This is a genomic window from Cryobacterium flavum, assembly GCF_900103805.1.
In the GTDB taxonomy this organism is placed as follows: domain Bacteria; phylum Actinomycetota; class Actinomycetes; order Actinomycetales; family Microbacteriaceae; genus Cryobacterium; species Cryobacterium flavum.
In genome coordinates this window covers 1-12,925 of record NZ_FNIB01000028.1, presented here as the reverse complement: position 1 = coordinate 12,925, position 12,925 = coordinate 1, and the positions used below count along the sequence as shown (strand labels likewise).

18 protein-coding genes and 1 pseudogene are annotated in these 12,925 nt (G+C 60.2%); 10 read left to right on the top strand and 9 right to left on the bottom strand.

Annotated elements, in window-relative coordinates:
* The 4 genes and pseudogenes from BLS91_RS19135 to BLS91_RS19120 form a co-directional block, all read right to left on the bottom strand.
* Positions 1–268, bottom strand: a pseudogene (locus BLS91_RS19135) (hypothetical protein); the annotation flags it as partial.
* Between the two features lie 119 nt (positions 269–387).
* On the bottom strand, positions 388–807 hold the full coding sequence (locus BLS91_RS19130; protein WP_092342635.1) for a GNAT family N-acetyltransferase: 420 nt from the start codon (positions 805–807) through the stop codon (positions 388–390).
* A gap of 285 nt (positions 808–1,092) precedes the next feature.
* Positions 1,093–1,542: a hypothetical protein gene (locus BLS91_RS19125; RefSeq protein ID WP_092342641.1), complete on the bottom strand. Its 450-nt coding sequence runs from the start codon at positions 1,540–1,542 to the stop codon at positions 1,093–1,095.
* Positions 1,535–1,954 carry a hypothetical protein gene (locus BLS91_RS19120; protein ID WP_092342633.1) on the bottom strand — a complete coding sequence of 140 codons (420 nt, stop codon included), beginning with the start codon at positions 1,952–1,954 and terminating at the stop codon, positions 1,535–1,537. Before BLS91_RS19120 ends, BLS91_RS19125 begins: the two co-directional genes overlap by 8 nt.
* A gap of 284 nt (positions 1,955–2,238) precedes the next feature.
* Here BLS91_RS19120 and BLS91_RS20875 point away from each other — a divergent pair, with 284 nt between their 5' ends.
* The 3 genes from BLS91_RS20875 (at position 2,239) to BLS91_RS19105 (ending at position 4,903) form a co-directional block, all read left to right on the top strand.
* Positions 2,239–3,111, top strand: a complete 873-nt coding sequence (locus BLS91_RS20875; protein ID WP_241983046.1) for a helix-turn-helix domain-containing protein — start codon at positions 2,239–2,241, stop codon at positions 3,109–3,111.
* A 22-nt stretch (positions 3,112–3,133) separates the two neighbouring features.
* Complete coding sequence (locus BLS91_RS19110; protein ID WP_244288025.1) at positions 3,134–4,156, top strand: phosphotransferase; 1,023 nt, start codon at positions 3,134–3,136, stop codon at positions 4,154–4,156.
* A 111-nt stretch (positions 4,157–4,267) separates the two neighbouring features.
* Positions 4,268–4,903: an adenylyl-sulfate kinase gene (locus BLS91_RS19105; protein ID WP_092342629.1), complete on the top strand. Its 636-nt coding sequence runs from the start codon at positions 4,268–4,270 to the stop codon at positions 4,901–4,903.
* On the opposite strand, the gene BLS91_RS19100 is transcribed toward BLS91_RS19105, so the two are convergent.
* Complete coding sequence (locus BLS91_RS19100; protein WP_233197138.1) at positions 4,878–5,249, bottom strand: NUDIX domain-containing protein; 372 nt, start codon at positions 5,247–5,249, stop codon at positions 4,878–4,880. The genes BLS91_RS19105 and BLS91_RS19100 overlap by 26 nt on opposite strands.
* 937 nt (positions 5,250–6,186) lie before the next feature.
* On the opposite strand from BLS91_RS19100, the gene BLS91_RS19810 reads away from it, so the two are divergent.
* A complete protein-coding gene (locus BLS91_RS19810; RefSeq protein WP_134505199.1) occupies positions 6,187–6,720 on the top strand; it encodes a hypothetical protein in 534 nt (177 codons plus the stop codon).
* Between the two features lie 3 nt (positions 6,721–6,723).
* A complete protein-coding gene (locus BLS91_RS19090) occupies positions 6,724–7,524 on the top strand; it encodes a hypothetical protein (protein WP_092342625.1) in 801 nt (266 codons plus the stop codon).
* Between the two features lie 317 nt (positions 7,525–7,841).
* Here the strand turns inward: BLS91_RS19090 and BLS91_RS19085 are convergent, their stop codons facing one another.
* The 3 genes from BLS91_RS19085 to BLS91_RS19075 all read right to left on the bottom strand — a co-directional run bounded on the left by BLS91_RS19085 (position 7,842) and on the right by BLS91_RS19075 (position 9,854).
* Positions 7,842–8,426, bottom strand: a complete 585-nt coding sequence (locus tag BLS91_RS19085) for a recombinase family protein (protein WP_092342547.1) — start codon at positions 8,424–8,426, stop codon at positions 7,842–7,844.
* A gap of 235 nt (positions 8,427–8,661) precedes the next feature.
* On the bottom strand, positions 8,662–8,901 hold the full coding sequence (locus tag BLS91_RS19080; RefSeq protein WP_092342623.1) for a hypothetical protein: 240 nt from the start codon (positions 8,899–8,901) through the stop codon (positions 8,662–8,664).
* 116 nt (positions 8,902–9,017) lie between these two features.
* Positions 9,018–9,854: a sigma-70 family RNA polymerase sigma factor gene (locus BLS91_RS19075; protein ID WP_092342621.1), complete on the bottom strand. Its 837-nt coding sequence runs from the start codon at positions 9,852–9,854 to the stop codon at positions 9,018–9,020.
* An 85-nt stretch (positions 9,855–9,939) separates the two neighbouring features.
* Here BLS91_RS19075 and BLS91_RS19070 point away from each other — a divergent pair, with 85 nt between their 5' ends.
* Complete coding sequence (locus BLS91_RS19070; protein WP_092342619.1) at positions 9,940–10,308, top strand: DUF1801 domain-containing protein; 369 nt, start codon at positions 9,940–9,942, stop codon at positions 10,306–10,308.
* A gap of 180 nt (positions 10,309–10,488) precedes the next feature.
* On the opposite strand, the gene BLS91_RS19065 is transcribed toward BLS91_RS19070, so the two are convergent.
* A complete protein-coding gene (locus tag BLS91_RS19065; RefSeq protein ID WP_092342617.1) occupies positions 10,489–11,139 on the bottom strand; it encodes a TetR/AcrR family transcriptional regulator in 651 nt (216 codons plus the stop codon).
* Between the two features lie 105 nt (positions 11,140–11,244).
* Between BLS91_RS19065 and BLS91_RS19060 the strand changes: the two genes are divergently transcribed.
* The 4 genes from BLS91_RS19060 to BLS91_RS21270 form a co-directional block, all read left to right on the top strand.
* Positions 11,245–12,030, top strand: a complete 786-nt coding sequence (locus tag BLS91_RS19060) for an alpha/beta fold hydrolase (RefSeq protein WP_092342637.1) — start codon at positions 11,245–11,247, stop codon at positions 12,028–12,030.
* Positions 12,027–12,314 carry a DUF1905 domain-containing protein gene (locus BLS91_RS19055; protein ID WP_092342615.1) on the top strand — a complete coding sequence of 96 codons (288 nt, stop codon included), beginning with the start codon at positions 12,027–12,029 and terminating at the stop codon, positions 12,312–12,314. The genes BLS91_RS19060 and BLS91_RS19055 overlap by 4 nt, the downstream gene beginning before the upstream one ends.
* A gap of 74 nt (positions 12,315–12,388) precedes the next feature.
* Positions 12,389–12,517, top strand: coding sequence for a hypothetical protein (locus BLS91_RS21020; RefSeq protein ID WP_276326821.1), 129 nt, complete (start codon positions 12,389–12,391; stop codon positions 12,515–12,517).
* 154 nt (positions 12,518–12,671) lie between these two features.
* The coding region (locus tag BLS91_RS21270; protein ID WP_420838514.1) for a helix-turn-helix domain-containing protein at positions 12,672–12,925 on the top strand (254 nt) is incomplete at its 3' end.

The following is a 12,925-nucleotide window of genomic DNA, read 5'->3' as shown; positions in this document are numbered from 1 at the left end:
GTGACCCGTCCAGAGTGTGCTGGAGCTGGTCGAAGATCGTGCTGTCTTCGAGCAGACCGGCGTGGTGAATGCAGGCGTTCCACATCCCCGGCCACGCCTCCACCCACGCTGCGGGCGCGTCGGTCGATCCGGTCGGTGCGTGTGCGCGTACCGAATCGTCCGACAGGAGCGAAGGAAGGTCCTCGCCGACCGGATTGAGATTCCACGCTTCTCGAACCCAGAGCAGATCAACCAACGAGTTCGGGTCATCATCGACGGTGATGAGCATGTCATGAGGCCAGGGGTTCCCCGGCATAGGTACAGATGAACGCAAAGTTTCCCCCTTCAGAGCGGATGTCGGACAGTCTCGCAGAGAACCTTCTCCGAAGGGGAACCCTCACCGGCTGCTTATTTGGCAACCCTCTGCATCCACTTTGAGGGGATGTCTAAAGGCTCGAACCCGAACTTGGAGTAGAGGCCGTGCGCATCCCCCGTTGATAAAAGCATTCGCTTCAGATCCAACGGCTCGAATTCATTAATAACTCCCTCGATGAGGGCGACGCCGAGGCCATGCCCACGCACTTCAGGGTTCACAAAGACGTCGCAAAGCCAAGCAAACGTGGCTCCATCCGTGACGACGCGCGCATAAGCAACTTGTTGACCTGAGATGGTTTCGTAGACACCGAAGTTGCGAGATGCATCGATCGCTTGGTCCTGCGTTGCCCGAGACCTTCCCTTTGCCCAATAACTTTCCTCGCTGAGCCAGCGGTGCACTATTGCGCGATCGATGTCGGAAATGTCGGCAGAGAAACGGTAAGTCGAATCCATCCCACTATCCAACTACAACCTCTCGAGCCAATCGAACAGCCGGTCGTGAATGTCTGGCACACCTATGTAAGCGTTAGAGATTGGTTCGCAAGGGCAGGAGCTGCGCGGTGGAGCCTGCCGTGGATGGCTGCCCCGTAAGCCGGACCTCTTACGGGACGCTCAACACGGTGAACCAGTCGGCGTCCGGCGTCTCTGCAGATCAGCAAAATCAGGCCATAGAGAGTCGCTGCCACCAGCACGGTGACCCTTCCCGAAGCCTCATCCGTCCAGTAGCTGTCGAATCACTCACGAACTGCGTTGATGCCCGTAGCGCTCCGCCATCTTCTCGGAGAGCAGCTGCGCTGCTTCCGCCGCGGTGAGTGCCAGGCTCTCACTTTCCTCAACGCCGAGTTCGTTGAGCGCCCGAACAAGATACAGCGGTAATGGCTCCCTCTGGGTCACGGTTTCGGGTGCCCCGCGGTCCGGCAACTTCTTCTCACGAACACAGGCCCAGAACGCCTCAGCGTCAACGGCGAGCTGGGTTCGCAGAATGTGGGTCCACATCCCGGCAGAGTACGTCGACCTGTCGACGGGTCTGGAGATTCGAGTGCGGAGGATCTGCCCGTCCCAGAGCGCCAACTCATAGGTGCGGTGATGCCTGACAGGCCGTCCTGACGCGCCGCGTACGAGCTGCCACTTCTCCGCCACGCAGAAATCGTCGTGGTCCTCGCGGGTCGCGGCCGGGTACTTACTCACCGCCGCGCTCAAGCCATTCGAGGAGCTGCTCGTCGGTTGAAAGTTTGATGAGCTGCACGAGTGCCCAGTTGCCGGCGTGATTCGGAGCACGGTCCAGTCGGTCGTCCCAGTCTTCGGCGTACTCACGAAGCGACAGAGCGAGGTCAGCGAGTGCGCCGTCAACATCCGTACCCTCAGACACGAAGGGGCGACCATCCATCAACGCAATCGTGCGGTCATCTTCCCGAGTGACGCGAACGCGCGGAGATACAGTTCGAGAGAAGTATGCCCGGAGTCGATCCACCGGCATGACCGCAGAGAGCTGACCATCGCGTTGCACGGTGACGGTTCGCCCGCGCGCGGTCGCATCGAACACCTCCTTGAGATGCGAGCGCGCGTCTGTAAAGGACCTGTAATCGGCGACGAGTGGCATTTCAACCTTCCTGCGCAGGTGAACCCGCGCGTGCAAACGTACACTGAGTACGTCATGTACATGATATCTCGGTGTCACCTCGAATGGCTACCTCGGCCACGAACTCACCGCAACTGCACACCCATCCACATCGACCCAATGGATGCACACGTACCCGTAAGCCGAACCCTTCACGGGACGGGACGATGTGGTCCCTCATCCATTCGACCGAGAGGCATCCCCCAGAGGAGGGAAAGCCTCGACCGGGCCCGCGGAATCGCTGCTGGGGCATCTACTGTCGGAGCATGACAAAGATTCGTGCACAGCTGCTCCGTTTCCGCGAGCTTGCACTCGGGGTGGTGTTTTTCAGCGCCTGGTTCGTCCAGTCCTCCAGTCGCATTGTGGGCGACGTGCCGCTGCGAACGGACACATTCCTGACGAACCCATACGGCGTGTTTATTGCGGCAGGCTTCGCAGTGGCCATCGCCCTCTGCCGGGTGCGCCCCGGTACCGCACTGTCTTTGACTGGGGCCCTCCTGGTCCTGCAGTTGCTGTTCTGGCCGGCGCGCTTTAGCCAAGTCAGCTGGGTCGCCTACGTTGCACTCATTCTCATTGTGGTTGGCGTCAGCGCCTACGCCCCGTCCAACAGGCGCCGACTACTGCTGGCACTCTCGATGGTGAGCAGTATCGCCGTGAGCGCACTACTCAACGTTCCGTTCCTCTCCTTGTCTGGAGTGTGGGGCACCATCAACGGAAAAGACGCCGCCAGTATCGAAGTCATCCAAGGATTCTCGGCCTGGACTGTGATGGCCATCCTGCTGACCGTGGGTGCCTGGCACTTCGGATCGCGACTTCGAACAAGAATCATCCATCCTGATCCGGAACCATCCGGCGGCGGTGCCACGGAATCGGACCGCGCTGACGGAGACACGTCCTCTCCCTCACCCGATCCTCGACCTGATTTCACGGACTGGGACTCGATCGCCACGTTGTCGTCACGCGAGCGGGAAATCTTTCTGCTCGCCGCCCGCGGGCTGAGCAACAGCGACATCGCCCACAGCGCCCATATCGGCGAGTCAACGGTGAAAACACACCTCAGCAGCATCCTCACCAAACTCGGATTCACCTCCCGCGCACAAATCGTCGCCCACGCATACCAGAGCGGGCTGCTGCACTAATCGGGGAGCGTTGATATCGGCCGTGTCAACCGATGCCGCACGGGGTGGACGAAAAAACTCGCAAGCCGAACCCCCTGCGGGACAGTCGCTCAAATCCGTTAGCGTAGCCTGCATGGCTATGCACGACGATGAGTTGCACATTGACGAGCAAGTTGCTCGCCAGCTGATATCGGACCAGTTTCCCGAATGGCGCCTTGAACCTGTCCGTCGCATCGTGACGGACGGCACGGTGAACGCCATTTTTCGAATCGGTGCCGACCTTACGGCACGATTCCCGCTCCGCTCCGCTGAGCCAGCTGATATGTTCTCGGAACTCGACCGGGAAGCCTCGGCAATGCGCGAGCTGGCGACGTGTTGTCCGGTCCCGACACCGGTGCCCGTGGTTGTAGGCAATCCGGGTTACGGCTTTCCCTTGCCATGGTCTGTGCAGACGTGGCTACACGGAGCCGTGGCAACGCCCAAAGGTTTAGCGCACTCCGATATGTTCGCCCATGACCTCTCCGGCCTCGTGCATTCGCTTCGCGCCGCAGCAACGAAAGGACGTCACTTCGCGGGCTCTGGTCGCGGCGGAGATCTGAAGGACTCCGACAAGTGGATGGAACTCTGTTTCCGAGAAAGCGACGGGCTACTTCCCGTCGCTCGGCTCCGCATTCTCTGGATGGAGTTTCGGAGTTTGCCGCCTTCTGGCCGCGAGGTGATGACTCACGGCGATTTGACTCCGAGCAATCTCCTCGTCGAGGGCGACCGACTGGTTGGCGTCCTGGATGGCGGGGGGTTCGCTCCGGCCGACCCGTCACTCGATCTTGTCGCCGCGTGGCATCTGCTCGATGACGAGAGACGAGCGCTCCTCCGTAGCGAGCTGCCTTGCGACGACCTCGAGTGGTGGCGTGGAGCCGCGTGGGCGTTCCAGCAGGCGATGGGCCTGGTGTGGTACTACCGGGAGTCGAACCCAGGGATGAGCACCCTCGGGCAGACCACCTTGGCGCGCATCGTCAACGACCCAGAGTTTTCGGCGCCTACCTCCGGTAGCCCGGGAGCCCTTTAGCGGAACCTTGAACGAGACGATTGAGCGGTGAGTTGATCCACGCCTGCTGAGGCCCCCGGAGAGCACGCTATGTGACGGTCTCGATAGATGATCGACTGACGGTCTCGATAGATGATCGACACCGTATTCCTCAACGGAACGGTCGGCGCCGGCAAGTCGACTATCGCGGCCGCTCTCAGCGTCCTGATGACTGAGAGTGGGCGACACCATGCCGTAATTGACCTGGACCACATCAGACGCGCCTGGCCAACGCCCGAGGGCGACAGATTCAATCACGAACTCGAACTGCTGAATCTGCGCGACTTGGTCGTCAACTATCGGAATGCTGGTATCGAGCACTTCGTCCTCGCCGGCGTTGTCGAGCAAGCCACCGAAGTGCCCCGGTACGAAGCCGCGTTGAAGAGTCGCGGCCTTCTCCTCTGCCGGTTGGATACCGATGGTGCCACTCTGATCAGAAGACTCAGTTTGCGCCATGCCGACAACCCGACCGAGCTGGCTTGGCACCTGCGGCGCGCGGGCGAACTCGCAGCGGTCCTCCAGAGGGCGGCAATTTATCACGTCGTCGTGGACGCTTCAGGAGACGCACCAATGGCGACGGCAAGAGAAGTGATGCATTGCGGCAGTTTTTACGATCAGTGCTGGGCGACATTCGCGGGCAAAATCTGGCACGAATCCGAGCATCATGAAATCCAGCGAACGCTATTTTTGCCGCGAACGTCGGCTATGCGAGCTCACTTTGATGTCTGATTTCGGCAAGGATCCTTCGCACGCGGTGACCAAAGTTCGCAGGCGCGTTCTCGGGTAATTCTGTTACGTGCCACCACGCAACTTCCTCGCTTTCCGCGCTGGTGGACGGGGCAAGGTCTGTCCTCGCGATCGCGCCGAAGCCGATGTCCCAATGAACGGTGCACTGGGTGAAGCCGTCGCCCAGAGGGTGTCGGTCGACATCGAGGATGGCGCCGACCGGGCTGATGTCGGCGATGCCGCCTTCCTCACGGGCCTCGCGGAGGGCCGCCGAGGCAACTGAAATGTCCGTAGCCTCGACGTGGCCGCCGAGCTGAACCCAGAACTGACCCTTCTTGTGGAAGCACAGCAGAACCTGCTCAAGATTGGGGGTGAAGACGAAACAGCTCGCAGTAACGTGCTCGGCACCCCCTCGCGGTCCAGCGCCGACCCAGCAGAGTCGCCAACATAGGAAACATACTCATCACGCAGCGAGCCCTGACTCTGCCCCAGGGGTTCCCACGCATTGAGCGTGTCAATCAAATCGGTAGGGACGCCCGGAACGGTAAGTGCATCGTTGACCATGACCACACCCTACAGAGGCACCCGCACAGGGTCTCAACAACCAACCTTGACCGTGATGCAGGCCGTTTGCGGCGGGCAGGAGGCAATCGCACGAAGCAGGGATCGGGGGCTTATGCTCCCCTGCCCCCCAGAACACAACGCTGCAGGGCACCCAGAACGAGGCCAATTATCCGCAATGCTCGTTGTTTTCCTGGTTGACGAACGAAAATTTTCAAAATGATACTGGGTGGTTGATCGGATAGGTCTTACGTTTCTGCGGACCGGCCCACTAGATTATGAGCGACCGCAAGAAATCCTAGATTCAGAGCGAGCGCGCGTGGTCACTCTTTTTTCGAGACCGAAAGACGGAACTCATATGGCTATCAGCCTCACCGACCTCGAACTCTCGACCCTGGACAGCCTCATAACCCCTGTCGACCCCAAAGACGATTGGATCGTCACGGACGGCGGTTCGGCTATCCGTTGCGACCTAGAGGGTATGAGCGAAGAGCTTGCAGACGTTCCTGTAGAGCACCGATCGGCACAAACGCTGGAGGTCCTTCGGGCCTACCGAGCGGACGCGCGTGCCGCCCGATCGTCATGACCCGAATTCTGCTTCGTATTCTCAAATCATCAACAGCTGCCGTCTACTGGATTCGGTACGCGATCCCGGCACGAGTTCGTTCTTCAAGTCGCCTCCGTCACAACCTGTTCGCCGACCGAGCCGATTTGAGGACGATCACATGATGATTGATATTGCCAGCTCCGTATTCGCCGTTATCGGAATCGTTGTTTTCTCGGTCTGGTTTCTACTGACGATCGCATTTCAGAAAAATAATGGGCTCAGCCGGCTAACTACCCGGTTCGACCGGTTCACACTCATACCAAAATGGTCGTTTTTTACGCCAGATCCCGGTGCGAGCAATTATCACTTTGTTTATCGCAGTCGCGACGAGGGAACGAGTTTCAGTCCATGGGTGGAGTTGAATTTATCCCCGAGAAAAATTCTCTATCCACTTTGGAACCCTCGAAAACGCTACCGAGAGGGAATGATTGAGTTGTTCCAGCTGCTTGCACTTTCAAGTATCAACTGCTCTGCAGAGCAGCTTCAGTTCACCTCGCCGTACATAATCTCGCTCGACGTTGCGCGCACGCAACTCGGAGGTTCATTGTCTCCGCAGGCGTTCTACCAGTTTGCTTTGGTTGAAACACGCGGTCCAAGCGGAGCGTCTGTGCCACTCGTTCGTTTTTATTCGCTGACTCACCCGGTGTCATAAAGCATGTTGACAATCGAAACCGCCGCACGAATTACCGCCGTCATCGTGGGCATAGGCATTCTTCAAGGCTCGTTGCAATTGCTTTTGCGCTTGAAAGAATTCGGCACAAGCGGGATGTTTGACTGGAATAGCAGACAGATCCTCGCCAGGTCACACGGTGCATCACGTGGATGGATCGTCGGGCGAAACGGCTCAATGTGCTTACGCATTGTTGTGATTGTTCGAATCGTCTGTTCCATAGCTCTAATCACTCCGTTTCAAAGCAATCTGCTCTACGCCAGTTACGCAGCGATCATTTTGCTAACAGGCCTTTTCCTCGCCTATCAAATTCGCTATGGCAAAGATGGCTCCAACCAAATATCCGTCATCATCCTTGCGGGCTTGGTATTCACCTTCCTGCTCCCAACGTCGAGTCCTTATCAAGCCGTGGGTTTGTATTTCATCGCGGCGCAGGCCCTGTTGGCATATTTCGCTGCGGGAATATCGAAGATATCCAACGCACACTGGCGTCAAGGATCAGCGATGCAAAGCATTCTCAACACCGCTAGTTATGGACACCCCACGGCGGCAGCCGTACTTCGTAGACGACCTTGGCTTGGAGGCTTCGTCGGATGGTCAGTTATCGTGGTGGAGATCATTTTTCCAGTAGCCCTTGTCGCTCCCCCCGGCGTACTGGTCGCGCTGCTTTTCGCCGGGGCTATGCTCCATCTCGGAACAGCCGTACTGATTGGCCTCGACACTTTCTTTTGGGCCTTCACCGCGACATTTCCGGCGATCATCTTCGTGCACGGGGTTCTCCTTTGAGGATAGAACGGCAGTGACATGCCTCGACCTGTCATCGCCTTTTTCGATGAAAAGATTCTGTTGGGCTGACTAAGTATTCGTTTTCGATCTTTGCGTCCCTGAGGAGCTGATGTGCGCCGCAAATCGCCGTTCCCGTGTTCTGCATTCCACCATCACCCGGCCGGCGCATGGGGACGGCGACCGGGACACCTTCGAATCATCGTCGCCGGCTCGGTTGTCATTTCCCGAAGTCGCCTGCACAACGGCCGTGGTGTTCTCCGGGTTGTGCAGGCGAGTGTGAACACTGGCTTTTCCGTACTCCTCTGCACTACGCACGTTCAGGCGGCGGTGTCTCCGGCGCGTTGGATTGCCCGGTAGACCGTGGATCTGGCGACGCTGAAGAGTTCTGCGATCTGCGCGGTGGTGTGTTCGCCCCGTTGGTGGACCTCGACCAGGTGCTTCTCCTGCGCCGGGGACAGTTTGGGCTGCTTGCCGCGCAGCCGGCCGGCCGCTTTGGCGACTTGCATCCCTTCGCGGGTGCGTGCGCGGATCAGGTCGGCCTCGAATTCAGCGACCATCGCGAGCACGTTGAAGAGGAGCCTTCCGACCGGGTCGGTTGGGTCGTGAACGGAACCGCCGATGCTGAGCTTCACTTCACGAAGGGTGAGGTCGTCGACGATGTCTTTGGCGTCGCGCAGGGATCGTGCCAGTCGGTCGAGCTTGGTCACGACGAGGGTGTCGCCGGCTCGGCATGCGGCTAGTGCTTCGCGAAGACCGGGCCGGGCCCGGTTTGTTCCGGTGAGGCCTTGATCGGTGAACGTCTTTTGGAGTGAGACGCCGAGGGCGGCGAGGGCATTCTTTTGCGCGGTGAGGTCTTGGTCGTTGGTGGATACGCGTGCATAGCCGATAAGCATTCCGGTCATGCTGGAGTGTACCGTTTATCCCCCCTTCACCGGGCATTTTCTCGGGCGGGGCTTACGGGAATCGGGCGCCCGCAGAACTCTGCGGATCTTCGTTGGCGCTCCATGCGTGTTCGGGTGTCCCGGTGACCGTCCGGCTTACGGAACGGCGGGATACAGCGGAGCGGGCGCGCTGAGGAAGGTCTCGCCGTGTAGTTTCGCAGAGGGCCGTGCGGTTCTTTGGGCGGCCGCGGCCCGGTTAGTCGTCTTCGGGTGACGCAGCGAACGCCGTCTTGGTGGAGGAGTACCAGTCCATTGATCGTTTTGGGTGCTTCCAACGATCTTTCATATCCTTGTGCGCTTGCTCGTGGGTGGTGTCTCCGGCCTTGACGGCGTCTTTGAGGTGGCGGTCCTGGGCCTTGATTACCTCATCAGCAGTGTTGCCGTGCAACGGTTCTTCGCACGGGCCGCCCAGCTGGCGGCAGGTCATTGTTTTCATCGACTCGAATCCTAACTGTGAACGCGTTGCCCCGTTTGAGGTTTGCTACCTGTATAACGATGCAACGCCAGCAAGTGTGACCGCTGACAACGGGTTCGATTGTTGCAGGCGGCCGGTCAGCCCCGCTGTCCTCCTGCGTCGCGGCGGATGAGGTGTTCCAAAACGGCCGGATCGGCGCGGAAATCGATCCGAGACACAACCCCGCCGACGACCCTGAAATCAAACGCGACCCGCGGCGAGCCACGATGAAACCAGGCCGCGCCCGGGCGGCCGTCGATGAACACCGGCAACGCGGCTTTGGCCGCGCCGTTGAACATCGTCGCGACGGCGCTCCGTCCTTCTATCCGGGTGGGGGTTCCCGCCGAGATCGCCGCTTCATCACCGGCGACCACCACTCCCGGCGCCAGCAGGGCCAAGAGCTGCTCAAAATCGCCCTGTCGTGCGGCGGCGAGAAACGCGTCCACGACTTCCCAGTCAGCTCGGCGGCGCTGCACGCCCTGCGGGCGGACCTTGCTACGCGCTCTCGAGGCGAGCTTGCGGGCGGCGGCGGGAGTGGTGCTGAGGATCGCGGCGATCGTGGAGAAATCAAAGCTGAAGCTGTCGTGGAGCACGAACGCTACCCGCTCGCTGGGCGTGAGGCGGTCCAAGACCACCTGGAGCGCAATGCCAACCGTGTCGGCCAGGGCAAGTGCATCGGCGGGATCTTCAATCAGCGAAGGGAAAGCCATGTCGTCGACCAGGATCGGTTTCGGGGCGCGCAGCCTGTCCAAACAGAGCCGCGTGGTCACCGTGGTCAGCCAGCCGGGCAGGTTGTCAATGACAGCCTCGGTGGAGTGAAGGCGCAGCCAGGTTCGCTGGACGATGTCTTCGGCCTCTGCGTTGTCCCGCAGGATCCGCCCGGCAATACGCAACAACCGGGGGCGCTCCCGCTCGAAAGCTGCAGTCTCGTCCATCCGCGTCACGCTTCCTTCCGGGGTCTCATACTATGGGTGACGTGCGGGCTGCGCCCGGTGTGACAGAGGGGTAGCGGAGATTCCGATGACGTCGATTGATGAAATCATTGCCGCGTTGGGTGGCTGGCGAGGCGACATGCTGGCCCGCATTCGCGGCTTGATCCTTGAGGCCGAACCGAACGTGGTCGAAGAGACCAAATGGAAGAAGACGACAAACCCGCTCGGCGTGCCGACCTGGAGCCTCGATGGGCTCATCTGCACCGGGGAGACCTACAAGGACAAGGTCAAACTCACCTTCGCGAAAGGCGCCTCGCTCGACGACGCGGATGACCTCTTCAACGCCAGCCAGACCGCCAGCGTGAGGCGAGCCATCGACCTACACGAGGGCGACAAGATAAACGCCACAGCATTCCAAGCGCTCGTCCGCGCAGCGGCAGCGCTCAACAAGTCATAGACGAGCGCACCCCGATCCTCGTTGGCTGCTCACGTGGATCGCTGTGATCGACCGGAAAAGGTTCCCAAACGACACGGATCAGTCGGTTCTGGCCCGTCGTGTGAGTCGCAAAGCTAAACGGCGGCATCGCGTTGGCTCATTGTGGCCGGTAGCGCGTGTTCCCTGTCTTCCTCGTCAGTCTCAGCGCAGATCGTCGCGACCGGTATCGCTGGCGTAGGCGGTGAGAAATACGCGCGTGGCCTCCGCTGCATGGGCCTTCATGGCAGCGATAGTCGGGATCGCGTCATCGCCCAGGAGCATGGTTTCGTTGATCGGCGCGGCGAGTACCAGCCAATTCAGGGTCGTGGCTGCTGCTGCTGGGTTCGGTGCGGTCAGGAGTCCGCGCTGTACGAGCTTGGCGATGATGTTGGCCAATGATTGGATCGATTGTTGGGGACCGTTTTCGAATAGGGCTTGGGCCAGTTCGGGGAAGCGGCTGACCTCTCCGATCACCAGGCGTCGTAGGCGGAGCAGCCTCGGTGTCATGACGATTCGCATTTCGTCCATGGCGTATTGCATGAAGTAGGGCGCGAGATCTGCTTCGTCGTCCGGAATGCGGTCGAGTTCGCCGAGATTGTCGCTGGCCCCCGCTGTCATCGAGGTGACGAGCTCGACGAAGAGGACCTTTTTGCTTCCAAAATGTTTGTACACGGTCTGCTTGGACACACCGGATCGCTCTGCAAGCTCATCCATGCTGGTGCCGAGATAGCCCTCGCGGAGAAACAGTGCTTCAGCGGCCTCGAGAATGGCACGGTGCTTGCGCGCCGTACTCGATTCGAATGATTCGCTCATGGCGTCCTCGCATTTCGGGGTTTGAGTTTCTGGACTAATGAGTCTAGTTTCGGACGTAGCGGTACTGATCAGTCCAGTCTAGTTTGACTCGAAATGAGGATGTCCATGTCCAGCTTTGTGACAACCGCTCTGCACGACCGTGTCGCCTACGATCTTCGCGGATCCGGTCCATCGGTGATCTTTGTCGCCGGCGCCGGTCCGTGGCGAGAGATCGACCCGGTCACGACTTCGACCGCGGAGCTCCTCGCCGACAAGGGTTTCACTACCATCGTCTACGACCGAGTGGGCCGTGGGGATAGCCGCGCAGACGGGCCGATCACCCTCGACCGCGAATTGGCTGCCATCTCTGCACTGGTAGACGCGGCAGGTGGTAACGCTCTGCTCTGCGGGCACTCATCCGGATGTTCCCTCGCGCTGTTGGCCGCGACGAGGGGAATCTCCGTGACCGGTCTCGCTCTCTGGGAAGCGCCCCTCGCCCCACCGGACAGCGGTGCCAAGGAGCTGGCGAGTGACCTTCGCGAACTGCTCGCCGCAGGAGAGCGGGCGCGAGCCCTCGACCTCTACATGCACGACATGCCGCCCGAGATCCTCGAGATCGTGACATCGATCCCGGCAATGATTACTCAGGCCGACAGTCTGCAGCCTGACGCCGACTCGCTCGCTTGGGCGGAATCGGCACCGCACTCGCAGTTGTTCGAAGGCATCCAGGTACCGGTGCTGGCAATGGTGGGCACGAAGAGCTACGACGAGGTGATGGTGCCCGCTGCACGGTCCATTGCCTCCGCCATTCCCGATGCGAAGTGGGGGCGGGTACCCGGCGCCGACCACGAGTGGGAGTCCCACGCGATGGCCGACACGCTCGCCAAATTCAGCCGAGGAACAGCTCGATGACCGCCGTCCCCCAGCGACCTGAGCTCCAATTTTCGAGCCCGTTGGCCCATCCAGCGATGCCCGCCTCGTGGACAGTGGTGGCGGTTCCCAAGTCGAAAACCTTCTTTGGCACCGGATGCACGATCAAGGTGGACGGAACGATCGATGGTCACCCGTTCGCGGCAACACTAATGCCCGACGGGCAGGGCGGCCACTTCCTTTCCCTCAACGCTGCACTGCGAAATGCTGTCGGCAAGCGGATCGGTGACATCGTCGACGTGCATCTGGCCGAACGACCGAAATAGACAGCGAGAATCTCGCATCACACCGATGCCGTCTCCCAGCACGCGAGTTCTCACTGAATCGCAAACGACCGCCCATGGAACACTCACGCCCACCGATGCGCGAATCGGTCGCCATTGTGCTGCCCGGGGGCATCGCACTCGGCAGCTGGCTCACCGCGACGGGAACTCCGGTACGGTTCACCAGCCGCAGCGCCGTCGACTAGGCAATCGACTCTGCACGGACGGACTCCGCAACGCGTGGCGGAACGCAACTCCTCACAATGCGGCAATAGACGGAGCGCCAATGCTGCGCGCCCGTAAAGGGTTTGGCGGATTCAACCGGTCGTCGCAACACTCGATTTTTGTGAGGTGTTGTACGTGTGGTCGAAATATGAACTGGTAGAGAAGCAGGCGCGGTTTTGGGTGTTGATGAGTCAAGGCTCGACGCTGACTGCAGCGTGCGATGCTGTCGGGGTGAATCGACGAACTGGACGGCGTTGGCGTCAAGCAACGGGTGGGCGGATCCCTCTTCCTGAGGCAGAGAGGTCTAGGCGGTACTTGTCCTTGGAGGAACGACTGCAGATCGCGGACTTGCACCTGGGTGGCACCGGTGTGCGGGCGATCGCTGCTCT

Coding starts and splice junctions, on each gene's coding strand:
- BLS91_RS19075 (WP_092342621.1), bottom strand. CDS start 9,854: ATGGACGAGACTGCAGCTTTCGAGCGGGAGCGCCCCCGGTTGTTGCGT.
- BLS91_RS19080 (WP_092342623.1), bottom strand. CDS start 8,901: ATGAAAACAATGACCTGCCGCCAGCTGGGCGGCCCGTGCGAAGAACCG.
- BLS91_RS19090 (WP_092342625.1), top strand. CDS start 6,724: ATGTTGACAATCGAAACCGCCGCACGAATTACCGCCGTCATCGTGGGC.
- BLS91_RS19065 (WP_092342617.1), bottom strand. CDS start 11,139: ATGAGCGAATCATTCGAATCGAGTACGGCGCGCAAGCACCGTGCCATT.
- BLS91_RS19130 (WP_092342635.1), bottom strand. CDS start 807: ATGGATTCGACTTACCGTTTCTCTGCCGACATTTCCGACATCGATCGC.
- BLS91_RS21020 (WP_276326821.1), top strand. CDS start 12,389: ATGGAACACTCACGCCCACCGATGCGCGAATCGGTCGCCATTGTGCTG.
- BLS91_RS19810 (WP_134505199.1), top strand. CDS start 6,187: ATGATGATTGATATTGCCAGCTCCGTATTCGCCGTTATCGGAATCGTT.
- BLS91_RS19085 (WP_092342547.1), bottom strand. CDS start 8,426: ATGACCGGAATGCTTATCGGCTATGCACGCGTATCCACCAACGACCAA.
- BLS91_RS19055 (WP_092342615.1), top strand. CDS start 12,027: ATGACCGCCGTCCCCCAGCGACCTGAGCTCCAATTTTCGAGCCCGTTG.
- BLS91_RS19105 (WP_092342629.1), top strand. CDS start 4,268: ATGATCGACACCGTATTCCTCAACGGAACGGTCGGCGCCGGCAAGTCG.
- BLS91_RS19070 (WP_092342619.1), top strand. CDS start 9,940: ATGACGTCGATTGATGAAATCATTGCCGCGTTGGGTGGCTGGCGAGGC.
- BLS91_RS19120 (WP_092342633.1), bottom strand. CDS start 1,954: ATGCCACTCGTCGCCGATTACAGGTCCTTTACAGACGCGCGCTCGCAT.
- BLS91_RS19060 (WP_092342637.1), top strand. CDS start 11,245: ATGTCCAGCTTTGTGACAACCGCTCTGCACGACCGTGTCGCCTACGAT.
- BLS91_RS20875 (WP_241983046.1), top strand. CDS start 2,239: ATGACAAAGATTCGTGCACAGCTGCTCCGTTTCCGCGAGCTTGCACTC.